The following is a 24,889-nucleotide window of genomic DNA, read 5'->3' as shown; positions in this document are numbered from 1 at the left end:
GGTCATCACCCCGCCGGGCGGGCCTCCGAGCGCGTCGCCACCCGCTGCGCCTGGCGCAGCTCGTGCCCGAGCGCGGCGATGCCGAGCTCGACCTCGGCGAAGGTCGTCGACAGCGGGGAGAGGCCGATCCGGATGCCGTCCGGTGCCCGGAAGTCGGGGATCACGCCGCGCTGCCAGAGGCGCGCGTTCACCGCGGCGAAGCTCGGATGCGTCACGGTCAGGTGGCTGCCCCGGTGCGGCCCGGCCGGTGGGCTGGCGAGGACCGCTGGGGTGTCGGCGCCCGGCCGCTCCCCCAGCACGTGCTGCTGCAGCGCGGCCTCGGCGAAGTCGGTCAGCGCCACCGACTTCGCGCGCACCGCAGGCATGCCGACCCGCTCGATCAGCTCGACCATCGCCTCGAGCGCGACCGTCGCGAGCACGGGCGGCGTGCCGCTGACGAAGCGGCGCAGGTCTGGGGCGGCTCGATAGCTGCGCTCCATGCCGAAGACGTCGGCTGCGCCCATCCAGCCCTGGATGGGCTGCGCGAGCTCGCCCTGCAGGCGCTCGGCGACGTAGCCGAAGGCCGGCGAGCCGGGCCCGCCGTTCAGGTACTTGTAGGTGCAGCCGACCGCGAGGTCGACGCCGCACGCATCGAGCTCGGTGGGGATCACCCCGGCCGAGTGGCAGAGATCCCAGAGCACGAGGGCGCCCGCCTCATGGGCTGCCGCCGTGATGCCGGCGAGGTCGGCGAGGAAGCCGGAGCGGTACGCGACGTGGCTCAGCAGCACGAGCGCCGTGCGCTCGCCCACCGCCTCCCGCACCTGGTCGAGCGTGACGCCGCCCGCCGGGTCGGTCTCGATCCAGCGGATCGTCATGCCGCGCTCGGCCGCGATGCCCTCGACGATGAAGCGGTCGGTGGGGAAGTTGTCGTCGTCGATGACGATCTCTCGGCGGCGCTCGTCTGCGCGCATCCATGGCGCGTCGACCGCGGCGCGCACGAGCTTGTAGAGCAGCACGGTCGTCGAGTCGCCCACGAAGCACTGCCCGGCCGCCGCCCCGACGAGCGCGCCGATGCGGTCGCCGAGGTCGTAGGGCCGGCGCATCCACTGCTCGTCCCACGAGCGGATGAGTCGGCTCCCCCAGTCCTCGCCGACGAAGCCGGCGAAGCGCTCCGGCAGGTCGGCGAGCGGGCGGCCGAGCGAGTTGCCGTCGAGGTAGGAGACCACGTCGCCGCCCCGGACGAAGGCGCTCGTGTGCGCGGCGAGCGGGTCGCGGGCGTCGAGCGCTGCGGCCAGGGCGGCGGTGTCGGCGCGAGCAGCGGGGTCGGTCATGCGTCCTCCAGGTCGAACGTGGTGTGCGGCAGCGGGCGCGGCCGATGGCGGGGCGGGCCGAGCAGCGCGGCGAGGAGCGACTCGTCGTCGTGCACCGCGGCGGTGCAGCTCGTGACCGTCGGCCCGGGCGGCAGCAGGTGCTCGGCGAGCAGCGCGTCCACGAGCGCGGTGCCGTCGAGGCCGGCCCGGCGCAGCGCCGCGACCTCGCTGTCGTCGAGGTCGAACCGCGTCAGGCCGTTGCCGAGGTCGGTGCCGTACGCGACCGCTCCCCCAGCCGCCGCGAAGCGCGCCAGGTTGTCGGTGGCGCGCTCGAGCGCGGCCGGATCGCCGTCGCGCTCGTGCATCGCGAGCGTCGAGATCCAGGTCTGGCTCGCGGCCGCCTCGCCGATGAGCTCGTCGCTCAGCCGCTCCGTCCACGGCGCGTGCGCGAGCACGTCGACGCCTGCGGCCAGCGCGCGCTCCGCTGCGCCGGGGCCCTGCGCGTGCGCGACGAGCAGCAGCCCGTGCGCGTGCGCCTCGTCGACGATCGCTGCGAGCATCGCGGCATCGGGCACCGGCCCGGCCTCGGCGTTGAGCGAGACCTTGATGACGGATGCGCCGGCGCGCGCCTGGGCGCGCACGGAGCGCACCGCATCGCTCGCGCCGGCGAGCTCGGCGACCGCGCCCGGCGGCGCCCAGGCGCGATCGGAGGGATAGCCGCCGATGGCCGCGTGGAACGGGCCGGCGAAGCGCACGTCGAGCCCGCGGTGGGCGGCGGTGGCGGCCTCGACGAGGGCCGGCAGCGCGGCGGGCGCCCAGCCGAGGTCGAGCACGCGGCCGAGCGTCGTCGGCGCGGCGAGCGCCGCGTCCGCGAGGCCGAGGTGCACGTGCGCGTCGGTGATGGGCGGCAGCAGCGTGCCGTGGATGCGCGAGCGGATGCGGGGCGGTGCTTCGTCACCCGGCACCAGGCGCATGCCGGCCTCGCCGAGCTCGACCACCGCATCCGCCACCCAGCGGCCGGCGATGCGCGCCCGGTCGACCCGGGCGACGATCGGCGGCCTCACTCCTCGATCCGGGTGCGCACGGCGTAGAGCTCGGGGAAGAACGTGAGCTCGAGCGCGCGCCGGAGGAAGTCGACGCCGCTTGAGCCGCCCGTGCCGTGCTTCATGCCGATCGTGCGCGTGACGGTGCGCAGATGCCGGAAGCGCCAGAACTGGAAGTTGTCCTCGAGGTCGACGAGCTCTTCGCAGGCCTCATAGGCGCGCCAGTCCTCGGCGCCGTCAGCGCGGCCCGCGTCCTGGTAGATCGCCTGGAAGACGGGCACGAGCTCCTCGGTGTAGACGTGCGCCTTCGTGACGTCGCGCTCGAGCAGCGCGGTCGGCACGGCGTGACCGCGGCGGGCGAGGTGGCGCAGGAACTCGTCGTAGAGGCTCGGGCGGTGCAGCTCGGCCTCGAGCGCCGCGTGGTCGGCCGGGTTCGACTCGAACACCTGCAGCATGCGCGCGTGCTTGTTGCCGAGCGCGAACTCGACCATGCGGTACTGCGCGCTCTGGAAGCCGGAGGCGTTGGCGAGGAAGCCGCGGAACTGCGCGTACTCGGTGGGCGTGAGCGTCGCGAGCACCGACCACTGCTGCGTCAGCACCTCCTGGATGTGCTTCACGCGCGCGATGCGCTTCAGCGCGGCGCCCAGGTCGTCGGCGGCGAGAAGCCGCCGCGCGTCGTCGAGCTCGTGGATGACGAGCTTGAGCCACAGCTCGGTCGTCTGGTGCTGGATGATGAACAGCAGCTCGTCGTGGTGCTCCGGCTCGCTCTTGGGCTGCTGCGCGGCGAGCAGCGTGTCGAGGGCCAGGTAGCTGCCGTAGGTCATGCGGTCGCTGAGGTCGGTCACGACCCCCGACTCGATCTCACGGGTGTTCTCCTCGACGGCCACGTCGGCCTCCTCGCTGCTCGTGCCCCAACGGTAACGCGCCGCGGCGATAGCCTGCGCGGGTGCTCATCACCGACGATGCCCTCGACGACCTGATCGCCGCCATCCGCGTGCCGACCGAGACCGAGGCGCAGATCCCGGCCTTCCAGGCGCTGCTGCGCGAGCGCTTCCCGCGACTGTTCGCCGAGCTCGAGGTCGAGGCGGTCGGCTCGACGCTGCTCGCGCGGTGGGCGGGCATCGGCGATGGCGCCCCCGCCCTGCTCATGGCGCACCAGGACGTGGTGCCCGCGCCTGAGGCCGGCGCCGGTGACGGGCCTGCCGGTGCCGGGTGGACGCATCCGCCCTATTCGGGGCACCGCGACGCCACCCACGTCTGGGGTCGCGGCACCCTCGACGACAAGGGCTCGCTCGTCGGCATCTGCGTGGCGATCGAGGCGCTGCTCGAGCGCGGCTTCCGGCCGCAGCGCGACGTCTGGCTGGTGTTCGGCCACGACGAGGAGACGATGGGCACCGGCGCCGCCTCGGCGATCGCCGAGCTCGATCGGCGCGGCGTGCGGCCCGCATGGGCGCTCGACGAGGGCGGCGCGATCATCGAGCCGCCCATCGCGGGCGTCGCACGCGACGTCGCGGTCGTCGGCGTCGCCGAGAAGGGCTTCGCCAACGTGCGGATGCGCGTGGCGCAGGTGGGCGGGCACGCCTCGACGCCGCCGGCGCTGCCGGCGACGTCACGGCTGGCACGGGCGATCCGGCGACTCGACTTCGCCACGTGGCCGCGCTCCCTGCCCGAGCCCGCGCTGCGGATGCTGGAGCTGCTCGGTGCAGAGGCCGCGGGGGCGCAGGGCGCCGTGCTGCGCAACGTGCGGAGGACGCGGCCGATCGTGGAGCGGATCCTCGCGCGGAGCGATGAGACGCGCGCGATGCTGTCGACGACCGCGGTGGTGACGCAGCTCTCGGGTGCCGCGGCGGCGAACGCGCTGGCCGAGGAGGCCGTCGCGGTCGTGAACGCGCGCATCGCCCTCGGCTCGACCGTCGACGAGACGCTTGCGCGCATCCGCCGCGCCGTCGCCGACGACGCCGTCGAGCTGACGGTGCTGCACGGCCACGGACCGAGCCCCGAGAGCCCGGCGAGCGGCGTCGGCTGGGAGGCGATCGAGGCCGCGATCGGTCGTGCGCGGCCCGACGTGCTCACCGTGCCCTACGTGATGCTGGGCGGCACCGACGGCCGGCACGCGCACCGCATCACCGATCGCGTCTACCGCTTCGCGCCGTTCGAGATGACCCGCGAGGAGCGGCTGACCCTGCACGCGCGCGACGAGCGCATCCGCATCGACACGTGGCTCGCCGGCTGCCGCTGGTACGCCGACCTCATCGAGACCAGCTGCTGATGCGGCGCGTCGCCGGCTTCTCGCTCGAGTGGCGCCTCCCGCACCTGAGTGGCGCCTCCCCCACCTGAGTGGCGCCTCCCGCACCTGAGTGGCGGCTCCCGCACCTGAGTGGCGCCTCCCGCGATCGAGCGGCGACTTCCTGTCCTGGGCGGTGCCTCCCGCCACTCACAACCCGCAGGCGCCACTCACAAGCGGCAGGCGCCACTCAAACGCGGAAGGCGCCACTCGATCGCCGGGGGCGCCACTCAAGCGCGGAGGGCGCCACTCGATCGCCGGGGGCGCCACTCAAGCGCGGAGGGCGCCACTCGAGCACCGGGGGCGCCAGTCGGGCGCGAGGCGTGCGGCGGGCGGCGGCGCGGGGTCAGTCGTGCAGGTGCGGCTCGTGCGCGGTGTGGCTCGGGGGCTCGAGCTGGAAGGTCGCGTGCTCGAGCGAGAGGGGGAAGTGCTCGGCGGCGCACTCCTGCAGCGCATCGAGGATGCGCGGCGCATGGCCGTCGGTGAAGCACGCCTCCTCCACCACCACGTGGGCGGTGAGCTGGTGGACGCCGGTGCCGAGCGTCGATGCGTGCAGGTCGTGCACCGAGAGCACGTGCTCGAGCTCCAGCAGGTGCGAGCGCACGTCGTCGAGGTCGAGCTCCTCGGGCGCCGACTCCAGCAGGATGCGCCCCGCGTCGCGCAGCAGCACGATCGAGCGCGGCACGATGAGCGCGGCGACCAGCGCGCTCGCGATCAGATCGGCCTGCTGGAAGCCCCACACCCAGATCGCGATCGCCGCCGCGATGACCGCGACCGAGCCGATCGCATCGTTCAGCACCTCGAGGAACGCCGCGCGCAGGTTGAGGCTCGCGCCGCGCCCGCTCGCGAGCACCGCCAGCGAGACCAGGTTGCCCGCGAGCCCGACGACGCCGAACACGAGCAGGAGCGGCCCGGGCACGTCAGTCGGCTCGCCGATGCGGCGCACGCCCTCGATGACGACGACGAGCGCGACGATGAGCAGCGCCGCCGCCTGCGCCGCCGCGGCGAGCACTTCCACCCGCACGAGGCCCCAGGTGCGTCGGCCCCGCGGCGGCCGCCGCAGCAGCCACTGCGCCGCGAGCGCGACGCCGAGCCCGGCGACATCCGTCAGCATGTGCACGGTGTCGACGAGCAGCGCGAGCGAGCCGGTGAGGATCGAACCGATCACCTGGGCGATGAGCAGCGTCGCCGTGATGCCGAACGCGACGGCGATGCGCGTCGTGCTCGACGCATCCGCGCCGTGCGCAGCGCCGTGCGCGTGCCCGTGCCCGCCTGCCATCTGCCGCCCCCGCCGCGGGCCTATCGCGCCACTACAGGCGCGACTTCGTGTGCCAGACGGTCTTCGTCTCGGTGAGGGCGAGGATGCGCAGCGGCGTCTCGGGCGCCAGGCCCGGCTCTGGCCGGATGACGCGCTTGAGCGTCTCGGCCGCGAGCTGCTCGAGCTCGACCCAGTCGAGGTCGCCGGCGCCCGTCAGGTCGAGCGCGTTGACGTCGGCGTGGCCGGCGAGCCACGGCGCGAGCTCCGCCGGGTCTCCCGTCAGCACGTTGACGACGCCGCCGGGCAGGTCGCTCGTGGCGAGCACCTCGCCGAGCGAGATCGCCGAGAGCGGTGCGGATGCGGCGGGCACCACCACGACGGCGTTGCCCGTCACGAGCGCGGGCGCGATGACGGAGGTGAGCCCGAGCAGCGCGCTCGACTGCGGCGCGACGATGGCGACGACGCCGGTCGGCTCCGGCACCGAGAGGTTGAAGTAGGGGCCCGCGACAGGGTTGGCGCTGCCGCCGATCTGGGCGATCTTGTCGGTCCAGCCCGCGTGCCACACCCACAGGTCGATGGCGTCCTCGACCTGCGCGAGAGCGGCCGCGGCGCTCAGCCCCTCGGTCTGCTGCAGCTCGTCGACGAACTGCGCCTTGCGGCCCTCGAGCACCTCGGCGACGCGGTAGAGCACCTGGCCGCGGTTGTAGGCGGTCGCACCCGCCCAGCCCGGCTGCGCCTTGCGCGCGGCGCGCACGGCCTCGCGCGCATCCTTGCGCGACGCCATCGCGACGTTCGCGACGAAGCGGCCCTGCGCATCCGTCACCTCGGTCACGCGGCCCGACTCGCTGCGCGGGAAGGCGCCCCCGATGAACAGCTTGTAGGTCTTGGGCACTCCGAGCCGATCGGTCGTGCGCGTCGCGGCCTCCGCGCCGGTCTTCGTGGTCGCCATCACTCGCCTGCCTTCAGGTATGCCTGCATGCCCTGGCGGCCGCCCTCGCGGCCGTAGCCCGACTCCTTGTAGCCGCCGAAGGGGCTCGCGGGGTCGAACTTGTTGAACGTGTTCGTCCAGACGACGCCGGCGCGCAGCTTGTCGGCCACCGCGAGCACGCGGCTGCCCTTGTCGCTCCAGATGCCGGCCGAGAGGCCGTAGGGCGAGTTGTTCGCCTTGGCGATCGCCTCGTCGGGGGTGCGGAACGTGAGCACCGAGAGCACCGGCCCGAAGATCTCCTCGCGGGCGAGGCTCGAGGAGGCCTCGACGCCCGTCACGACGGTGGGCGCGAACCAGTAGCCCTCGGCGGGCAGCTCGCACGGGGGGCTCCAGGCCTCGCCGCCCTCGGCGATGCCCGCGTCGACGAGCCGCGTGATGCGCGCCAGCTGCTCCGAGGAGTTGATCGCGCCGACGTCGGTGTTCTTGTCGAGCGGGTCGCCGACGCGCAGCGTCGCCATGCGCTCCTTGAGCCGCTCCATGACCTCGTCGTGCACGCTCTCCTGCACGAGCAGCCGGCTGCCGGCGCAGCAGACCTGTCCCTGGTTGAAGAAGATGCCGTCGACGATGCCCTCGATCGCCTGGTCGAGGGGCGCGTCGTCGAAGACGATGTTCGCGCCCTTGCCGCCGAGCTCGAGGGTGAGCTTCTTCCGCGTGCCGGCGAGGGCCTTGGCGATCTCGCGGCCGACGGCGGTCGAGCCCGTGAAGGCGACCTTGTCGACGTCCGGGTGGCGCACGAGCGCTGCCCCGGTGTCGCCCGCGCCCGTGATGAGGTTGACGACGCCGGCCGGGAGGCCTGCCTGCTCGCAGATCTCGGCGAAGAGCATCGCGGTGAGGGGCGTGGTCTCGGCCGGCTTCAGCACCACGGTGTTGCCCGCGGCGAGCGCCGGCGCGACCTTCCAGGCCAGCATCAGCAGCGGGAAGTTCCACGGGATGACCTGCGCGGCGACGCCGAGCGCCTGCGGGCGGGCGCCAAGGCCCACCCAGTCGAGCTTGTCGGCCCAGCCGGCGCAGTGGAAGAACCACTGCGCCACGAGCGGCACGTCAGCGTCGCGGGTCTCGCGGATCGGCTTGCCGTTGTCGAGCGACTCGGCGACGGCCAGCTCGCGAGCGCGCTCCTGCAGGATGCGCGCGATGCGGAAGAGGTACTTGCCGCGGTCGCGGCCCGACATCGGGCCCCAGGTGTCGCGGAAGGCGGTGCGCGCTGCCCGCACCGCCGCATCCACGTCGCCCTCGTCGGCGGCGCCGAACATCGCGATCTGCCGCTCGGTCGCGGGAGAGATCGAGGCGAAGGGCGTACCGCCGCCCGGCACCCACTCGCCGCCGATGTAGAGGCCGTACTGCTCGCGCAGGTCGAGGATGGAGGTCGACTCGGGAGCCGGCGCGTAGTCGAGGAAAGTCATGGCGGGCCTCAGTCGATCGTCACGTAGTCGGGGCCGGAGTAGCGGCCGGTGGTGAGCTTCTGGCGCTGCAGCAGCACGTCGTTCAGCAGGCTGGAGGCGCCGAAGCGGAACAGGTGCGGGTCGAGCCACGCCTCGCCGCAGGTCTCGGCGACCGCGATCAGGTACTTGATGGCGTCCTTCGAGGTCGAGATGCCGCCTGCGGGCTTGACGCCGATGCGCTCGCCCGTGAGCCGCTCCCAGTCGCGCACGACCTGCAGCATGAGCGTCGTCACAGGGAGCGTCGCCGCCGGCTGCACCTTGCCGGTCGAGGTCTTGATGAAGTCGCCGCCGGCGAGGATCGACAGCCACGAGGCGCGGCGCACGTTGTCGTAGGTCACGAGCTCGCCGGTCTCGAGGATCACCTTGAGGTGCGCGAAGGTGCCGTCGTCGCGGCGGCACGCCTCCTTGGTCTGCACGATCTCGTCGAACACCTTCCCGTAGTTGCCCTCGAGGAAGGCGCCGCGGTCGATGACCATGTCGATCTCGTCGGCACCGGCGGCGACGGCGTCGCGGGTGTCCTGCAGCTTGACGGCGATGCTCGCGCGGCCCGCCGGGAACGCGGTGGCGACCGCGGCGACGTTGATGCCGGTGTCCTTGCCTGCGCTCCACGCGCTCCCGAGCGCCTCGACGGCGCCGGCGACCATGTCGCCGTACACGCACACCGCGGCCGGGCGCGGGGTCGAGGGGTCGGATGCGTCGGGCACGAGCGCCTTCGCCACGAGCGAGCGCACCTTGCCGCGGGTGTCGGAGCCCTGCAGCGTCGTCAGGTCGATCATGCGGATCACCGTGTCGAGCGCCGCCGCCTTCGAGGTGCTCTTGATCGAGCGGGTGCCGAACTTCGCGGCGCGGGCCTCGAGACCGACGGCGTCGACGGCAGGCAGGCCCTCCAGGTGCCGTCGGAGCGCGACCTCGGAGAGGTCACCGCCGAGCAGCTGGACGGCGCGCTGCGCGGGGGCGAGCGCCTGGCTGGATGTGGACACGCTGCTCCTTCAGGACGCCGCGGCAGCTCGTGGCGGCGCGGCGGGGCGGATGGGTGACGGCAGTCTACCGAGTGGCGGTCAGGCCGGGCCCGGCAGCAGGGGCGCGACGCTGGCCCTCGTCGTCTCGACGTCGCGGTGCATCTGCGCGATGAGCTCGTCCAGCCCCTCGAAGCGGTGCATGGGGCGCACGAAGTCGACGAGCTCGAGCTCGATCGGCCGATCGTAGAGGTCGAGGTCGACGTCGAGCAGGTAGGCCTCGACGGTCTTCGCCTGCACGCCGTCGAAGGTCGGGTTGTCGCCGATCGACACGGCGGCCGCGAAGGTGCCGGCGTCCACGTGCGCGATCGCGGCGTAGACGCCGTCTGCGGGGATGAACCCGTCGACCGGCGCGCCCAGGTTCGCGGTCGGGAAGCCGAGGGCGCGCCCGCGCTGGAACCCGCGCACCACCTCGCCGCGCAGCTGGTGACGGCGGCCGAGCATCTCGTTGGCCTCGGCGATGCGGCCGAGGTCGAGCGCCTCGCGGATCCAGGTGGAGGAGACGCGGCGGCCGTCGGTGAAGCAGATGTCGTCGATCGACTCGACCCGCACCCCGCGCGGCTCGGCGAGCTCGCGCAGCAGGGTCGGGGTGCCGGCGCCGCGGAAGCCGAAGCGGAAGTCGTCGCCGACGAGCAGCACGCGGGCGCCGAGCCCGTCGAGCAGCACCCGCTCGGCGAACTCCTCCGGCGGCTGCGCGGCGGTCGCCCTCGTGAACGGGATCACGATGACGCGATCGGCGCCGGCCGCCTCGAGCAGCCGGGTCTTCGCCTCGAGCGAGACGAGCGGATGCGGTGCCACGTCGGGCCGCACGACCTCCAGCGGGTTGCGATCGAAGGTGACGACGGTCGTCACGAGCCTGGGCGCACCGGGCTCCCGCGGCTCGGCGAGCTCGCGCAGCTGCTCGATGATGCGCTGGTGACCGATGTGGACGCCGTCGAACTTGCCGATCGTGACGGCGCTGGGCACTGCCTGGAGCTCGTCGATCCAGGCCATCGGGTCGCCGCTCGCGCCGGCCGCGGCGCCGCTCATGCCGCGACCCGCTCGCGGCTCGCGTGCAGCCACCACAGCCCGAGGAAGGGCAGCACCGCGGGGATGAACACGTAGCCCATGCCGAAGTAGCTCCAGACGGAGTCGTGGCCGAAGAGGCTCGGCGCGACGATCGACAGCGTGCCGACCACGAGCACGCCGACGAGCTCGAAGCAGACCGCCGCGAGCGCCACGGCGCGCGCGACCCGGCTGCGCTGCATGGCGAGCGCGACCGTCGCGACGATGTAGACGACCGCTGCTGCGGCGCTCAGCGAGTAGGCCAGCGGGGCCTCGTCGAAGCGCTGCACGATCTGCACGAAGGAGCGGCCCGTCGCCGCGATCGCCAGCACCGCGTACACCGCGATGAGGACGCGTCCGATCCCTGCATGCCTGCGCTCGCTCACCCGATCGATTCTACGGCGGGTCGTCACGCCACCTGCACGAACCAGATCTGGTGCATCCGATAGGCCATGACCGCGCAGGCGAGGATGCCGATGCCGACGACGAGCGTCTGCCACTCGCCCTTCTTGTCGATGAGCGCCCACATCACTGCCGCGGGCGGGATGAGGATCGCCGAGATCAGGTACACCCAGTACTCGAGCAGGTCGCCCGTCGGCCCCGCCCCCACGATCGGCGCGATGATCGACGCCACCACCTGCACCACGAGCGTCAGCAGTGCGAAGGCGGCGGCGCCCAGCACCCAGTCGTTGAACGGCCTGCGGGTGAGCCCGACGACCGCCACGACTGCGCCGATGACGCCCAGGCCGATCGCCTGCGCGAGCATGAGCCAGCTGATCACGAGCGCTCCTCAGGCCGTCGGGAAGTTGGTGACCGGCAGCAGCCGGTTGCCGGAGACGCGGGCGATGCCGATGAGGCGTTCACCGTGCACGGCGGCGACGATCCCCCGCTCGCCCTCGAGCGACGCGGTCTTGCGCCCGCTCGCGAGGTTGGCGGCGCGCTCGTCGTCGAGCTGCACGACGGGCAGGATGCGACCGGCGGCCTCGGCGGGCGGCAGGAGCAGGTCGGCGGCGCCCGCCTCAGGCAGGTCGTCGGCGAGCGGCGCGCCGTCGATACCGAACGGTCCGATGCGCGTGCGCCGCAGTGCCCGGAGGTGCCCACCGACGCCGAGCGCCTCGCCCAGGTCGCGGGCCAGCGCCCGGATGTAGGTGCCGCTCGAGCAGTCGACGACCACGTCGACCTCTGCCACCTCGCCCGGCCGGAACGCGAGCGCGTCGAAGCGCGCGACCGTCACGGGCCGCGCCTTGAGCTCGACCTGCTCCCCCGCGCGCACGCGGGCGTAGGCGCGCTCGCCGTCCACCTTGATCGCGCTCACCGAGGAGGGCACCTGCTCGATGTCGCCCGTGAGCCTCGCCATCGGTGCGGCGAGGTCGTCGCTCGTCAGGTGCGAGGCATCCGCCCTGCTCGTCTCCTCGCCCTCGGCGTCATCGGTCGAGGTGGCGGAGCCGAGCGCGATGGTGGCCGTGTAGGTCTTGTCGAGCCCGACCATGTGCGTCAGCAGCCGCGTCGAGGGGCCGATGCCGAGGATCAGCAGACCCGTGGCCATCGGGTCGAGCGTGCCGGCGTGGCCCACCTTGCGGGTGCCGAGCGCGCGGCGGGCGCGGCTGACCGCCGTGTGGCTCGTGATGCCGCGCGGCTTGTCGACGAGCAGGATGCCGTCGGGAGCGATGGGGGCTGCTGGCACCCTGAGAGCCTAGCGGCGGCTAGCCTGGCGAGCATGGCGCAGGCGCACGAGCAGACCCCCTCCCGACAGCGCGTCGCCGTGATCGGTGCCGGTGCGATCGGGGGCACGATCGCAGCGCGGCTGGATGCGGTGGGTCACGACGTGACCGTCACCGCGCGGGGCGAGAACCTCGCCGCGATCCGCGAGCGCGGGCTGCGGATCAAGGGCGGCTTCGGCGCGCACACGGCTGCGGCGACGGCGCTCGAGGAGCTGGTGGAGGCTCCTGACGTGGCGATCCTGGCGGTGAAGGCGACCGGTGCGGTGGAGGCGCTCGAGGCGAACCGGCGGGCGCTCGAGGGCGTGCCGCTGCTCGTGGTGCAGAACGGGCTGGGGGGCGAGCGCGCAGCGGCGCGACTGCTGGGTCACGAGCGCGTCGCCGGTGGCATCTCGCTGATGGCCGCCAACTCGCTCGAGCCGGGTGTCGTGACGGTGACGGCGACGGGCGACACGATCGTGGGCGGCGCGGAGGGCGAGCGCTTCGCCGCGCTGCTCGGCGAGGCACTGCCGACGAGCGAGACGCCGTCGATCGAGGGTGCGCAGTGGACGAAGCTGCTCATCAACATGGTGAACGCGATCCCCGCGATCATCGGCCACTCGGTGCAGGACGTGATCGGCGACCCGGGGCTGCGGCGCGTGCTGCTCGCCTCGATGCGGGAGACTGCGCGCACGGGGCTCGCCGCCGGGGTGCGCTTCCAACCGCTGCAGGGGCTCACGCCGCTGCTCGTGCGCGTGGTCGCCTTCGCGCCGCGGCGCGTGGCGCAGCAGGTGCCGCTGCGCATCCGAGCGCGGCTCGGCGAGGTGCCCAACATGGGCTCGACGCAGCAGTCGATCCGGCGCGGGCAGCCGACGGAGGTCGATGCGATCAACGGGGCCGTGGTGGCGGAGGCCGCACGGCTCGGGCGCCCGGCGCCCGTGAACGCTGCGCTCGTGGAGCTCGTGCACGAGGTGGAGCGCAGCGGGACGTTCCTGGCGCCGTCCGTGGTGCGGAAGCTGGCGTAGCCGCGATCCGCTGGCGGCTCCGCGCATCCGCCGCTCGACCGCGGATCGCGCCACTCGACGACGGGAGGCGCCACTCAGCGACGGGAGGCGCCACTCAACGACGGGAGGCGCCAGTCAACGACGGAAGGCGCCACTCAGCGACGGAAGGCGCCACTCGACGTCGGGAGGCGCCACTCAGCGACGGGAGGCGCCAGGCGGGTGCGGCTGCGGGGCGGGCGGGCGCGTCAGCAGGAGTCGGCGAAGGACTGGAAGGGCTTGCGCCAGTCGGTGGTGTCGACCACGAAGGTCGCGTTCGTGCGCGGCGAGTGCTCGCGCTCGTAGCGGTCGTGCGCCTCGCGGTAGCGGGTGTGCGAGGCGTGACCGACGTCAGGGTGCGCGCCGTCCCGTGCGCGCATCCGCTCGCCTCGGACGCGGTCGTCGGCCTCCAGGAAGACGACCGCATGCCACTTGCCTGCCAGCGCCGGGCGCTGCAGGAACACGCCGTCGACGATCAGCACCGCATCCGGCCCGGTGGTCTGCCACTCCATCTCGACGCCGGCGTCGCGATGCAGGTCGAAGGCGCGCGTCATGAAGCCGGTCGAGCCGCCCATGCGGAACGGCTGCAGCAGCACGCGATCGAGCAGCTCGATGTCGAACGCATCCTCGTAGTAGCCCTTCGGCGAGTGGCGCCCCTGGCGGTAGCGGAAGGCCTGCGGGCGGTGGAAGTCATCGACGCTCGCCCGGAACGCCTCGACGCCCGCGCGCGCGAACGCGACCTGCAGCGCATCCGCGAAGTGCGTCTTGCCTGCGGCATCCCGCCCGTCGACCGCGACCAGACGACGGCCGCGGGGCGTGCGCCGCACCATCAGCTCGGTGAGCCGGGTGTAGAGCTCCTTCTGCTCCGGCGTCCACGACGCGGCCCGCATGAGGAGAGCGCTGTCGACCATGCCGCCAGCCTACGGCGCGCGGCCGCGGAGTCGCTCGAGGCGTGACCGCTCAGACGAGCGGCGACGGTGCCGCGACCTGCCGCTTGCCGTAGGCGAGGCGGCGCAGCAGCGCCTCGGCCGGTCCGCGCTTGCCCTGCAGGTCGAGGATCACGGCGACGATCGCGGTGACGAGCCAGACGCCCACCGCGAGGCCAGCCGCGCCGATCGGCGAGATCGTGGCGCCGAGGCCGAAGCCCCAGGCGGCCAGGATCGGCGCGAACAGCACCGACTGCAGCAGGTAGCTCGAGAGCGAGCGCTTGCCGACCGCCGTGATGGTGCGCGTGACGATGCCGCGACGATCACCGATGGCTGCCGCGATGAGTCCGAAGAGCGCGGCGTAGCCGATGCCGCCCGCCACGCCCGCGAGGCTCGAGACGCCCATCGTGCCCCACGAGATGGCGGGATCGAAGAGGGCGCCGGCGAACTGCAGGGCGGCGAGCGCTCCGCCCGCCCAGCCGATCAGGATGCCGCCGACGGCGATGCGGGTGAGGGTCGCGCGGTGCTCATGCGGGCGGTCGAGCAGCCCGCGGCGGGCAGCGAGGATGCCGAGCACCGTCGCGAGCGGCACGGTGAGCGCGATGACCTGGCCGGGCGTCGCGAGCAGCCATGTGCCGAAGCTCGCGAGCATGAATAGCGGGTAGCTCGACTCCCCCGCCGGCGACACCATGACACCGCCGAAGTCGGCCAGATCACCGGCGACGCCGCTGCTGAGCACCGCGGCACTGACCAGCGAGAACGCGCCGAACACGAGCAGCAGGCCGCCGAGCACCCAGGCGACGATCTTCAGCGCGCGATCGGAGCGCCGCAGCAGCAGCCACGCGACGATGAGCCCCGTGAGGCCGTAGGCGCCGACGATGTCGCCGAACCACAGCAGCAGCGCGTGCACCGCACCGAACGCGAGCATCCACAGGTGCCGCAGCTGCAGCAATCGGCGGGCGGCGCGCCACGGCGTGCCCGCGGCGGACTGCCGGCTGTACAGCTGCCAGATCCCGTAGCCGAACAGGAAGGCGAACAGCGGGTAGGCGCGGCCGTCGATCGCCACGAGCGAGAACAGCTGATAGCCGAGGTCGGCGCCCTCGTGGCCCACGCCGTGCGCGTTCGTCAGCCCGTGCTCGGCGCCGTAGAGCCACCACGGCACGTTGGCGAGCGCGATGAGCAGCAGCATGAGGCCGCGCGCGAGGTCGGGCGCGAGGCTGCGCCCGCGGGCTGCGGTCGCGGCCGCGGCGCGGTCGACCTCGAGGTGCGGATGCGGTGCGACCGCCTGGTGGGGCGGCCACGGCTGCTGGCCGGGCTGAGCGTGCGGGGGCCAAGGCTGCGCGTCGGTCACCCGACGACGCTATCCGCCCGCCGGATACGCTGGCTGGATGCTCGACGAACAGGGGCGGGACGCGCTCGCCGCCTGGTATCGCGCCAGTGCCCGCGACCTCCCGTGGCGCCGCCCCGACTTCGACGCCTGGGGCACCCTCGTGAGCGAGATCATGCTGCAGCAGACGCAGGCCGCGCGCGTCGCCGTCGAGATCGACCGCTGGCTCGAGCGGTGGCCGACGGCTGCCGATCTCGCGGACGCACCGACGCACGAGGTGCTGCGCCAGTGGGGCACGCTCGGCTACCCGCGGCGCGCGCTGCGCCTGCAGGACACCGCGCGGGCGATCGTCGAGCGGCACGGCGGCGAGGTTCCCAGAGCCGTCGATGCGCTGCTCACGCTGCCAGGGATCGGCGACTACACGGCTCGGGCCGTCGCGGTCTTCCACTTCGGCGATCGCCATCCGGTGGTCGATACGAACGTGCGGCGGGTCGTCGCGCGGGCCGTGCACGGGCAGGGCGAGGCCGGCCCGGCGAAGCGGCGCGACCTGGCCGATGTCGACGCCCTGCTGCCCGCGGAGCCGGCAGCCGCATCCGTGATCTCGATCGCGCTCATGGAGCTCGGTGCGCTCGTCTGCACCGCCCGAGCACCGAAGTGCGAGGCCTGCCCGATCGCCGACGCGTGCGCGTGGCGCGCCGCCGGCTACCCGCCCTTCGAGGGCAGGCGCGCGCCGCGCCAGTCGACCTTCGCCGGCAGCGACCGGCAGGCGCGCGGCACCGTGCTGCGGGCGCTGCGCGGCGTCGACGTGCCGCTCGCCGAGCACGAGCTCGGGCCGCTCTGGCCCGACGACGAGCAGCGAGAGCGCGCCATCGCGTCGCTGGCGGCCGACGGGCTGATCGTGCGCGACGGCGGCGCCATCCGCCTCCCCGACTGACGGTCGACCCCGCAGCCGGTCGGCCAGCGCCGCAGCGCGGATCGCCCCACCAGCTGGCCGGTCGAGAGGGAGCGGGGGTTAGGTTGTGGGCATGCCTGCGCGACACCAGCGACTGACCGACACGACCGACGAGCTGTCTGCCGCGCTCGCGGCGATCCGGGAGGACCTCGGGCTCGACGCCGACTTCCCGGCGGAGGCGGTCACCGAGGCCGAAGCCTTCGCGGCCGCGCCTCAGCTGCCGGAGGCCGACCAGACCGCGATCGAGCTCGTGACGATCGATCCCGAGGGATCGACCGACCTCGACCAGGCGCTCCGCATCGAGCGCGAGGGCGAGGGCTTCGTCGTGCGCTACGCCATCGCCGACGTGCCGGCCTTCGTCGTCCCCGGTGGCGCGATCGACTCGGAGGCGCGGCGACGCGGGCAGACCATGTACGCGCCGGACGGTCGCGTGCCGCTGCATCCGCCCGTCGTGAGCGAGGGTGCGGCGAGCCTGCTCGAGGGGCAGGAGCGCGGCGCCTACGTGTGGACGATGCGACTGGATGCGCGCGGCGACGTCGTCGACACCGCGCTCGAGCGCGCGCGGGTGCGGTCGCGCGAGCAGCTGACCTACGTCGAGGCGCAGCGGCGCATCGACGGCGGTGACGCGATGCTCGGGCTGCTCGCGGAGGTCGGCGAGCTGCGCATCGCGCTCGAGGAGGCGCGCGAGGGCGCGAGCCTCGACATGCCGGAGGAGCAGATCGCGCACGACGGCGAGCGGTACTCCATCGAGCGGCGGGTGCTGCTGCCTGTCGAGCGATGGAACGCGCAGCTCTCCCTCATGACCGGGATGGAGGCGGCGAACCTCATGCTGCGGGCGAAGCGCGGGATCCTGCGCACCATGCCGCAGCCGCCCGCCGGCGACATCGACCGCTTCCGCCGCGAGGTTCGTGCGATCGGCGAGGTGTGGGCGGAGGACGAGCACTACGGCGCCTTCCTGCGCCGGCTCGACCGTGAGCGGCCGACGACGCTGGCGATCCTGCAGGCCGCCCGGCGGCTCTTCCGCGGCGCGTCCTACGAGGTGCTCGACGACGACTCCGATGCCTCGCAGCTCGAGCAGGCCGCGATCGGCGCCCCCTATGCGCACACGACCGCGCCGCTGCGGCGGCTGGTCGATCGCTACGTGCTCGCGCACTGCGAGGCGATCGCGAACGGACGCGAGATCCCGCAGTGGGCGGCGGAGGGGCTGGCGGGGCTGCCGGAGATCATGCGCTCCTCGGGCCAGACCGCCGGCACGCTCGAGCGCGAGTCGATCGACGCCGTCGAGATCGCGGTGCTGCGCGAGCGCGTCGGCGACGAGTTCGACGCCGTCGTGGTCGAGACCCGGAAGGACGGCGCGACGATCCAGCTCATCGACCCGCCGACCGAGGCCGCGTGCACGACGGATGCGGGGCCCGGCGAGCGGATCAGGGTGCGGCTGACGGAGGCGGACCTCGCCTCGCGCCGCCTGCGCTTCGCCCAGGCCTGACCGCTCACGGCTGGCTGAGCCGCTCCGCCGCCGCAGGCGGCAGAGCGTGTCGAAGCCTCAGAGCCGTCGTTCCACCTTGGCCACCCCGCGACGCCGGGCCTCATGCCGCATCCGCGCCCAGTCGCCGTCGATCAGCGCCTGCTTCTTCGCGCGCGACCAGCCATGGATGCGCCGCTCAAGGGCGTATGCCTCACTGGTCGAGGCGAGCTCCTCGGCCCAGACGAGACGCACGGGTAGCCGACGCTTCGTGTACTCCGCACCGACGCCATCGGAGTGCTCCTGCAGGCGAGATTCGAGCGCGCGGCCGGTGCTGCCGACGTAGAACGATCCGTCGGCGCAGCGGAGGAGGTAGGTCCAAGGCATGTTGGGCATCTTCGCTCACGGAGGCGGCAGCCCGGGTGGAGCGTGGACACCTTGTGGATGAGATGGCTTCGACACGGTCAGCGCGCTGCGCGCGCGGACCGGCTCAGCCAGCGGTGCAGGACGGCTTCGACACGGTCAGCGCGCTGCGCGCGCGGACCGGCTCAGCCAGCGATGCAGGATGGCTTCGACACGGTCAGCGCGCTGCGCGCGCAGACCGGCTCAGCCAGCGCGGTCGCGCCGCTGGCCGAGCGAAGCGCATCAGTCCTGCTGCTCCTCGTCGAGGTCGCGCGGCTTGCGGTACGGGTCGGCGTCGCCGGCGTACTGCGCGCGCTCGTGCGCCCGCTGCGTCTCGAGGTCGCGCACGCGCGCCTCGTCCAGCAGGTGCTCGATCGTCGACGCGTTCTCGGGCAGCGCGTCGAGGATGAACTCGATCGACGGCGTCAGCCGCAGCGACAGGCCCTTGCCGATCTCGCGGCGCACGACGCCCTTCGCGCTCACGAGCGCCTTCGCCGTCTCGTCGCGCTCCTCGTCGGAGCCGTAGACCGTGTAGAAGACCGACGCGTGCTGCAGGTCGCCCGTCACCCGCACATCCGTCACCGTCACGAATCCGAGCCGCGGGTCCTTGACCTCGCGCTCGAGCGCGTTGACCGTGATCTCACGGATCCGGTCGGCGATCTTCCTCGCCCTGGGGTTCTCGCCCATGCGTTCCTCCTTCGTCTCAAGACGAGTATGGGGCGACCGCAGCCGCCCCATACCCGTGTGCGCGATCAGACGCGCGGCTTCTCCACCATCTCGATGGTCTCGATCTCGTCACCGATCTGCAGATCGTTGAACTTGCCGAGGCCGATGCCGCACTCGTAGTCGGTGCGGACCTCGGTGACATCGTCCTTGAAGCGCCGCAGCGACTCGATGGCGAGGCCATCGGCCAGCACGATGCCGTCGCGGATGATGCGCGCCTTGGCGTTGCGGGTGATCGTGCCGGAGCGCACGATCGAGCCGGCGATGTTGCCGAACTTCGAGGAGCGGAACACCTCGCGGATCTCGGCGACGCCCGACTGGACCTCTTCGAACTCCGGCTTCAGCATGCCCTTCAGCGAGTTCTCGATGTCGTCGATCGCACCGTAGATCACGTTGTAGAACCGCACGTCGACACCCTCGCGCGCAGCGCGCTCGCGGGCCTTCGGATCAGGTCGCACGTTGAAGCCGATGATCACGGCGTCGTCGACCGTCGCGAGGTTCACGTCGGACTCGGTGACAGCTCCGACGCCGCGGTGGATGATCCGCAGGTCCACGCTGTCGTCGATCTCGATCTTCAGCAGCGACTCCTCGAGCGCCTCGACGGCACCCGAGACGTCACCCTTGATGATGAGGTTGAGCGTCTCGACCTTGCCCTGCTCGAGCGCGGTCTTCCAGTCCTCGAGCGAGAGGCGCTTGCGGGCCTTCGCCAGCTGCGCGTTGCGCTCGACGGCCTCGCGCTTCTCAGCGATCTGGCGAGCGGTGCGATCCTCATCGGTGGAGATGAAGGTGTCACCGGCGCGCGGCACGCTCGAGAGGCCCTGGACCTGCACGGGCATCGACGGGCCGGCCTCCTCGACCAGCTCGCCGCGGTCGTCGACCATCGCACGCACGCGGCCGTAGGCCGTGCCCGCCACGATCGCGTCGCCGACGCGCAGCGTCCCCGACTGGATGAGGACGGTGGCGACAGAGCCGCGGCCCTTGTCGAGCTTCGCCTCGATCGCGACGCCTCGCGCCTCCTTGTTGGGGTTGGCGCGCAGGTCGAGGCCTGCGTCGGCCGTGAGGAGCACGGCCTCCAGCAGATCCTCGATACCGGTGCGAGCCAGCGCCGAGACGTCGACGAACATCGTGTCGCCGCCGTACTCCTCGGCGACGAGGCCGAACTCGGTGAGCTGCTGACGGACCTTCGCCGGGTTGGCGTCGGCCTTGTCGACCTTGTTCACAGCGACCACGATCGGCACGCCTGCGGCCTGCGCGTGGTTCAGGGCCTCCACCGTCTGCGGCATGATGCCGTCGTCGGCGGCGACCACGAGGATCGCGATGTCGGTCACCTGCGCACCACGTGCACGCATGGCGGTGAACGCCTCGTGGCCCGGGGTGTCGATGAAGGTGATCGCGCGGTCGTAGCCCTCGTGCTCCTGCCACACCTGGTAGGCGCCGATGTGCTGCGTGATGCCGCCGGCCTCGCCGTCGATGACGTTGGCGCCGCGGATCGCGTCGAGCAGTCGCGTCTTGCCGTGGTCGACGTGACCCATGACCGTGACGACCGGCGAGCGGAACTCGAGGTCCTCGTCGGTCTCGTCCTCCAGCTCCTGCGCGAGGTCGAGCCCGAAGCCCTCCAGGAGCTCCTTGTCCTCGTCCTCGGGGCTGACGATCTGGATGCGGTAGCCGAGCTCTGCACCCAGCAGCTCGAAGGTCGCCTCGTCGAGCGACTCCGTGGCCGTCGCCATCTCACCGAGGTGGAACAGCACGGTCACGAGGTCGCCGGGCATCGCGTCGATCTTCTCCGCGAAGTCGGCGATGGATGCGCCGCGGCGCATGCGGACGACGGTCGTGCCGTCGCCGCGACGGACCTTGACGCCACCGATCGACGGCGCCTCGCGCATCTCGAACTCGAGCCGCTTCGTGCGCTTCGACTTGCGGGACTTGCCCTTGGCGCCGCCCTTGCCGAACGCGCCGGCCGTGCCGCCACGACCGCGACCGCCGCCGCGACCCGCGAAGGCGGGACCGCCGCGACCGGGAGCGCCACGGCTGGGCGCACCCTGACCGGGACGCTGGAAGCCGCCTGCACCGCCGGCGCCACCAGCGCCGGGACGGCCTGCGCCGCCGCCACGGGGAGCGCCCGGGCGGGGTGCGCCGGGGCGCGGAGCGCCCGGACGCGGTGCGCCGGGGCGCGGAGCCGCGGGACGCGGTGCGCCGCCCTGCTTGCTGGTGAACGGGTTGTTGCCGCCGCGCGGTCGACCCATCCCCTGGCTCGAGGCGAAGGGGTTGTTGCCGGGCCGCGGCGCGCCGGGGCGCGCCATCGGGCGCGGGATGGCGCTGCCGGGCGTCGCGGATGCGTCGCCGGGCTTCGGGGCCTCGGCCTGCGCGGGCGCAGCCTGGGCGTCCGTCGCCGCGGCCTGCGTTGCCGCGGGAGCGGCCTCGGGTGCCGGACGCTCTGCGGCCGGTGCTGCGGGTGCCGGCGTCGCCGGTGCTGCCTGCGCGGCCGGAGCCTCATCAGCCGGGGCCTGCGCGGCCGGGGTCGGCGCCGGGGCGGCGTCGGCCTTCGGCGCAGCCGCGGGCTTGCGCGGCGCGGGGGTCTTGCCTGCGGGCTTGGCGGGGGCCGCTGCGGCCTCCTGCGTGCCGGCGGCAGCGCCCTCTGCCGCGAGGGCAGCCTTGAGCTTGCGAGCGACCGGGGGTGCGACCGCCGAGGCGGGTCCCTTGACGAACTCGCCCATCTCCTTGAGCTTGGCCAGAGCGACCTTGCTCTCGACGCCGACTTCGGCGGCGATCTCGTGAACGCGTGGGTTTGCCACTTCTCTCCTGTCCTGGTCCGCCCAGGACAGGGCGGACTAATAGCTGACGGGTCTCATTTCGAGCTGCTCATCAGTTGTCCATGTGCCGTTCATTCCTTCGGTCGGGGCTCGGGTCGAGCCCGTCCTGTGCCCATCGTGCGATGGGCGTCGTATCCAGGCGGTGCTGCCGCAGCGCTCGCGGAATGGCGCGGAGCGCGCGTTCCGCGCACTGCTGCGACGGATGCACCCACGCGCCTCGGCCCGGAAGCCGTCGATCGAGATCGACGACCGCCTCGCCGTCGTTCGCCACGATCCGCACGAGTTGTGCGGGTTCGGAGCGCGCGCGACAGCCAAGACACGTTCGGATGCTCACCACGATACCAGGCGACACGCCCGGGATGCTCAGTCGTCCATCACCGAATCGGGCTGGATGTCGATCTTCGCGCCGGTGAGCTTCGCCGCCAGCCGGGCGTTCTGGCCCTCGCGGCCGATCGCGAGCGACAGCTGGAAGTCGGGCACGAGCGCCCTGACCGCCTTGGTCTTCTCGTCGAGCATGAACGCATCCGAGACCCGTGCGGGGCTCAGAGCGCTCGAGACGAAGGCCGGCAGGTCCTCGGAGTAGTCGACGATGTCGATCTTCTCCTCGCCCAGCTCGGCCTGCACGGCGCGCACGCGCGAGCCGAGCTCGCCGATGCACGCGCCCTTGGCGTTGATCCCCGGCTGCGTGGCGCGCACCGCGATCTTCGACCGGTGGCCGGCCTCGCGGGCGATCGCCACGATCTCGACCGCGCCGGAGGAGATCTCCGGCACCTCGAGCGCGAACAGGCGGCGCACGAGCGACGGGTGCGTGCGGCTGACGGTGACCTGCGGACCCCGCTGGCCGCGCTCGACCTTGGTGATGTAGACGCGGAGGCGCTTGCCGTGCGTGTAGGCCTCGCCCGGCGCCTGCTCCTCCGGCGGCATCATCGCCTCCATGTCGTCGCCGAGCTTGACCTGCACCATGCGCGGGTTCGTGCCCTGCTGCACGACGCCGGCGATGATGTCGCCCTCGCGATCCTTGTAGACGCCGAGCACCGTCTCGTCGCTCTTCTCGCGCAGCGCCTGGAAGATGACCTGCTTGGCGGCGGAGGCGGCGATGCGGCCGAAGTCGTCGGTCGTCGCGACCGACTCGCCGATGCGGTTGCCGTCCTCGTCGATCTCGGGCTCGTAGAGCGTGACCTCACCCGTGCGGCGATCGACCTCGACGCGCGGCTGCGGTGCGGCCGGATCGACCTTCTCGCCCGAGCGCAGGTGCGCCTGCAGGATCGCCTGCTCGATGATGCGGATGAGGTCGTCCTGGGAGATCTCCCGCTCGCGCTCGACGGTCTTCAGCACGCTCAGCTCGATCTTCACTTGTGGGCTCCTCTTGTTCCTGCGTCTCGTCCGGCGACGATTGCCGACCGATCAGTCTACCGCCTCAGCGGCCGAGCGCCGCCTCGAGCTGCTCGATCTCGACCTTGGAGCGCTCGCCGGTCGCGCGATCCCAGACCTCGACGGAGCCCTCGACGGCGTCGCGGCCCACGACGACGATCTGCGGCACGCCGATCAGCTCGGCGTCGCCGAACTTCACGCCGGGCGAGACCTTGGGGCGGTCGTCGAACAGCACCTCGAGGCCGCGCGCCTCCAGGTCGGCGACGACGCCCTCGGCGACGGCGAAGATCGCCTCGTCGCGGCCCGTCGCGACGACGTGCACGTCGAACGGCGCCACCTCGCGGGGCCAGATCAGCCCCTTCTCGTCGTGGGCGATCTCGGCGATCGCGGCCAGGTTGCGCGTCACGCCGATGCCGTAGGAGCCCATCGTGACGGTGACGAGCTTGCCGTTCTCGTCGAGCACCTTGAGCCCGAGCGCCTCGGCGTACTTGCGGCCCAGCTGGAAGACGTGACCGACCTCCATGCCGCGCTCGAGCGTCACAGGGCCGGAGCCGTCGGGCGCGGGGTCGCCGGCGCGCACATCGGCCGCCTCGACCCATCCGTCGCCGACGAAGTCGCGGCCCGCCACCAGGCCGAACACGTGCTTGCCGGCCTCGTTCGCTCCGGTGATCCACGCGGTGCCGTCGGCGATGCGCTTGTCGAGCAGGTAGCGGATGCCGGTGCTCGACTCCTCGCCGAGCACAGCGCCGGCAGCAGACCAGGGGCCGATGTAGCCCTTGACGAGCCCGGGGTTGGCCTTGAAGTCCTCTTCGTCGGCGGCGGTGACCTCCGCCGGCTGGAAGGCGACCTCGACGCGCTTCTCGTCGACCTCGCGGTCGCCCGGGATGCCGACGACGACGAGCTCGCGGCTGCCGTCGAGGTGGGTGAGGCGCAGCACGACGTTCTTCAGCGTGTCCGCGGCCGTCCAGGCGACGCCGTCCTCGCGGGGGAAGCGTGCGTTGGCATCGGCCACGAGGGTCTCGATCGTCGGGGTGCGCGGCGTCTCCCGCACCACCGCATCCGCCTGACCGTCGATCGGCAGCGCCTCGGGCGCGACCGTCTCGAAGGCCTCGACGTTGGCGGCGTAGCCGCCCGCCGAGCGCACGATGGTGTCCTCGCCGACCGGGGTGGGGTGCAGGAACTCCTCGGACTTCGAGCCGCCCATCGCGCCCGCGTCGGCCGCCACGACGACGTACTCGAGGCCGAGGCGCTGGAAGATGCGCTCGTAGGCGTCGCGCTGGCGCTGGTAGGAGGCCGCGAGGCCCTCGTCGGAAACGTCGAACGAGTAGGCGTCCTTCATCGTGAACTCGCGGGCGCGCAGGAGGCCGGCGCGCGGCCGGGCCTCGTCGCGGTACTTGTCCTGGATCTGGAAGATCGTGAGCGGCAGCGACTTGTAGCTCGAGACGAGGTCCTGCACCAGCAGCGTGAAGACCTCCTCGTGTGTCGGCGCGAGCAGGTGGTCGGCGCCCTTGCGGTCCTGCAGGCGGAAGATGCCGTCGCCGTACTCCGTCCAGCGTCCAGAGCGCTCGTAGGGCTCGCGCGGCAGCAGCCCGGGGAAGAGCACCTCCTGGGCGCCGGCCGCCTCCATCTCCTCGCGCACGATGCGCTCGATGTTGCGGCGGACGCGCAGACCCAGCGGCAGCCACGAGTAGAGGCCGGCACCGGCGCGGCGGATGTAGCCGGCGCGCAGCAGCAGGCGGTGGCTCGCGACCTCGGCCTCGGCCGGGTCCTCGCGGAGCGTGGTGAAGAAGAGCTGGGAGAGGCGGATCACCCTTGCGA

Annotated in this window: 23 protein-coding genes; 4 read left to right on the top strand and 19 right to left on the bottom strand. The window is 72.8% G+C overall.

Annotated elements, in window-relative coordinates; all coding sequences use genetic code 11:
- Positions 1 to 5: 5 nt before the first annotated feature.
- The 3 genes from BQ6202_RS03675 to BQ6202_RS03665 are packed head-to-tail and all read right to left on the bottom strand — an operon-like array spanning position 6 to position 3,219.
- Positions 6 to 1,310 (bottom strand): kynureninase, encoded by a 1,305-nt coding sequence (locus BQ6202_RS03675; RefSeq protein WP_072313082.1) that lies wholly within the window; start codon positions 1,308 to 1,310, stop codon positions 6 to 8.
- Positions 1,307 to 2,353 carry an amidohydrolase family protein gene (locus tag BQ6202_RS03670; RefSeq protein WP_072313081.1) on the bottom strand — a complete coding sequence of 349 codons (1,047 nt, stop codon included), beginning with the start codon at positions 2,351 to 2,353 and terminating at the stop codon, positions 1,307 to 1,309. Before BQ6202_RS03670 ends, BQ6202_RS03675 begins: the two co-directional genes overlap by 4 nt.
- Complete coding sequence (locus tag BQ6202_RS03665) at positions 2,350 to 3,219, bottom strand: tryptophan 2,3-dioxygenase (protein WP_072313080.1); 870 nt, start codon at positions 3,217 to 3,219, stop codon at positions 2,350 to 2,352. The genes BQ6202_RS03670 and BQ6202_RS03665 overlap by 4 nt, the downstream gene beginning before the upstream one ends.
- A 59-nt stretch (positions 3,220 to 3,278) precedes the next feature.
- Between BQ6202_RS03665 and BQ6202_RS03660 the strand changes: the two genes are divergently transcribed.
- Positions 3,279 to 4,601 carry a M20/M25/M40 family metallo-hydrolase gene (locus tag BQ6202_RS03660; protein ID WP_234946096.1) on the top strand — a complete coding sequence of 441 codons (1,323 nt, stop codon included), beginning with the start codon at positions 3,279 to 3,281 and terminating at the stop codon, positions 4,599 to 4,601.
- A gap of 361 nt (positions 4,602 to 4,962) precedes the next feature.
- Here BQ6202_RS03660 and BQ6202_RS03655 read toward each other — a convergent pair whose 3' ends face one another.
- The 8 genes from BQ6202_RS03655 to truB all read right to left on the bottom strand — a co-directional run bounded on the left by BQ6202_RS03655 (position 4,963) and on the right by truB (position 12,045).
- Complete coding sequence (locus tag BQ6202_RS03655; RefSeq protein ID WP_072313079.1) at positions 4,963 to 5,895, bottom strand: cation diffusion facilitator family transporter; 933 nt, start codon at positions 5,893 to 5,895, stop codon at positions 4,963 to 4,965.
- A 31-nt stretch (positions 5,896 to 5,926) separates the two neighbouring features.
- Entirely contained in the window at positions 5,927 to 6,823 is an 897-nt protein-coding gene (locus tag BQ6202_RS03650) for an aldehyde dehydrogenase family protein (protein ID WP_072313078.1), read from the bottom strand.
- Positions 6,823 to 8,262 carry an aldehyde dehydrogenase family protein gene (locus tag BQ6202_RS03645; RefSeq protein WP_072313077.1) on the bottom strand — a complete coding sequence of 480 codons (1,440 nt, stop codon included), beginning with the start codon at positions 8,260 to 8,262 and terminating at the stop codon, positions 6,823 to 6,825. The genes BQ6202_RS03650 and BQ6202_RS03645 overlap by 1 nt, the downstream gene beginning before the upstream one ends.
- A gap of 8 nt (positions 8,263 to 8,270) precedes the next feature.
- Complete coding sequence (gene deoC, locus BQ6202_RS03640) at positions 8,271 to 9,281, bottom strand: deoxyribose-phosphate aldolase (protein WP_072313076.1); 1,011 nt, start codon at positions 9,279 to 9,281, stop codon at positions 8,271 to 8,273.
- 78 nt (positions 9,282 to 9,359) lie between these two features.
- A complete protein-coding gene (locus BQ6202_RS03635) occupies positions 9,360 to 10,346 on the bottom strand; it encodes a bifunctional riboflavin kinase/FAD synthetase (protein WP_327021577.1) in 987 nt (328 codons plus the stop codon).
- Positions 10,343 to 10,756: a hypothetical protein gene (locus BQ6202_RS03630; protein WP_442855757.1), complete on the bottom strand. Its 414-nt coding sequence runs from the start codon at positions 10,754 to 10,756 to the stop codon at positions 10,343 to 10,345. Before BQ6202_RS03630 ends, BQ6202_RS03635 begins: the two co-directional genes overlap by 4 nt.
- A gap of 14 nt (positions 10,757 to 10,770) precedes the next feature.
- Entirely contained in the window at positions 10,771 to 11,142 is a 372-nt protein-coding gene (locus tag BQ6202_RS03625; protein WP_143143626.1) for a hypothetical protein, read from the bottom strand.
- Between the two features lie 9 nt (positions 11,143 to 11,151).
- Positions 11,152 to 12,045 (bottom strand): tRNA pseudouridine(55) synthase TruB, encoded by an 894-nt coding sequence (gene truB / locus BQ6202_RS03620; RefSeq protein ID WP_083586925.1) that lies wholly within the window; start codon positions 12,043 to 12,045, stop codon positions 11,152 to 11,154.
- A gap of 33 nt (positions 12,046 to 12,078) precedes the next feature.
- On the opposite strand from truB, the gene BQ6202_RS03615 reads away from it, so the two are divergent.
- Positions 12,079 to 13,083: a ketopantoate reductase family protein gene (locus BQ6202_RS03615; protein ID WP_072313074.1), complete on the top strand. Its 1,005-nt coding sequence runs from the start codon at positions 12,079 to 12,081 to the stop codon at positions 13,081 to 13,083.
- Positions 13,084 to 13,307: 224 nt separating this feature from the next.
- Here the strand turns inward: BQ6202_RS03615 and BQ6202_RS03610 are convergent, their stop codons facing one another.
- The gene (locus BQ6202_RS03610) at positions 13,308 to 14,009 is read right to left on the bottom strand and encodes a nucleoside/nucleotide kinase family protein (RefSeq protein WP_083586923.1); all 702 of its coding nucleotides are present in this window, start codon (positions 14,007 to 14,009) and stop codon (positions 13,308 to 13,310) included.
- Positions 14,010 to 14,058: 49 nt separating this feature from the next.
- The gene (locus BQ6202_RS03605) at positions 14,059 to 15,375 is read right to left on the bottom strand and encodes a DUF418 domain-containing protein (RefSeq protein WP_234946095.1); all 1,317 of its coding nucleotides are present in this window, start codon (positions 15,373 to 15,375) and stop codon (positions 14,059 to 14,061) included.
- 37 nt (positions 15,376 to 15,412) lie between these two features.
- Between BQ6202_RS03605 and BQ6202_RS03600 the strand changes: the two genes are divergently transcribed.
- Together BQ6202_RS03600 and BQ6202_RS03595 are read left to right on the top strand one after the other, a co-directional pair.
- Entirely contained in the window at positions 15,413 to 16,285 is an 873-nt protein-coding gene (locus BQ6202_RS03600; RefSeq protein WP_072313073.1) for an HhH-GPD family protein, read from the top strand.
- Between the two features lie 91 nt (positions 16,286 to 16,376).
- Positions 16,377 to 17,789 (top strand): RNB domain-containing ribonuclease, encoded by a 1,413-nt coding sequence (locus BQ6202_RS03595; protein WP_072313072.1) that lies wholly within the window; start codon positions 16,377 to 16,379, stop codon positions 17,787 to 17,789.
- 57 nt (positions 17,790 to 17,846) lie between these two features.
- Here the strand turns inward: BQ6202_RS03595 and BQ6202_RS03590 are convergent, their stop codons facing one another.
- The 6 genes from BQ6202_RS03590 to BQ6202_RS03565 form a co-directional block, all read right to left on the bottom strand.
- A complete protein-coding gene (locus tag BQ6202_RS03590; RefSeq protein WP_072313201.1) occupies positions 17,847 to 18,152 on the bottom strand; it encodes a GIY-YIG nuclease family protein in 306 nt (101 codons plus the stop codon).
- Positions 18,153 to 18,410: 258 nt separating this feature from the next.
- The gene (gene rbfA / locus BQ6202_RS03585) at positions 18,411 to 18,854 is read right to left on the bottom strand and encodes a 30S ribosome-binding factor RbfA (protein ID WP_072313071.1); all 444 of its coding nucleotides are present in this window, start codon (positions 18,852 to 18,854) and stop codon (positions 18,411 to 18,413) included.
- 65 nt (positions 18,855 to 18,919) lie between these two features.
- Positions 18,920 to 21,682, bottom strand: a complete 2,763-nt coding sequence (gene infB / locus BQ6202_RS03580) for a translation initiation factor IF-2 (protein WP_072313070.1) — start codon at positions 21,680 to 21,682, stop codon at positions 18,920 to 18,922.
- A gap of 70 nt (positions 21,683 to 21,752) precedes the next feature.
- Positions 21,753 to 22,034, bottom strand: coding sequence for a YlxR family protein (locus BQ6202_RS03575; RefSeq protein WP_268753743.1), 282 nt, complete (start codon positions 22,032 to 22,034; stop codon positions 21,753 to 21,755).
- 29 nt (positions 22,035 to 22,063) lie between these two features.
- The gene (nusA, locus tag BQ6202_RS03570) at positions 22,064 to 23,053 is read right to left on the bottom strand and encodes a transcription termination factor NusA (RefSeq protein WP_072313069.1); all 990 of its coding nucleotides are present in this window, start codon (positions 23,051 to 23,053) and stop codon (positions 22,064 to 22,066) included.
- Between the two features lie 64 nt (positions 23,054 to 23,117).
- Complete coding sequence (locus BQ6202_RS03565; protein ID WP_072313068.1) at positions 23,118 to 24,881, bottom strand: proline--tRNA ligase; 1,764 nt, start codon at positions 24,879 to 24,881, stop codon at positions 23,118 to 23,120.
- Positions 24,882 to 24,889 lie beyond the last annotated feature (8 nt).

The organism is Agrococcus sp. Marseille-P2731 (assembly GCF_900117395.1).
Taxonomy (GTDB): domain Bacteria; phylum Actinomycetota; class Actinomycetes; order Actinomycetales; family Microbacteriaceae; genus Agrococcus.
This window is presented reverse-complemented; position numbering and strand designations above follow the sequence as displayed.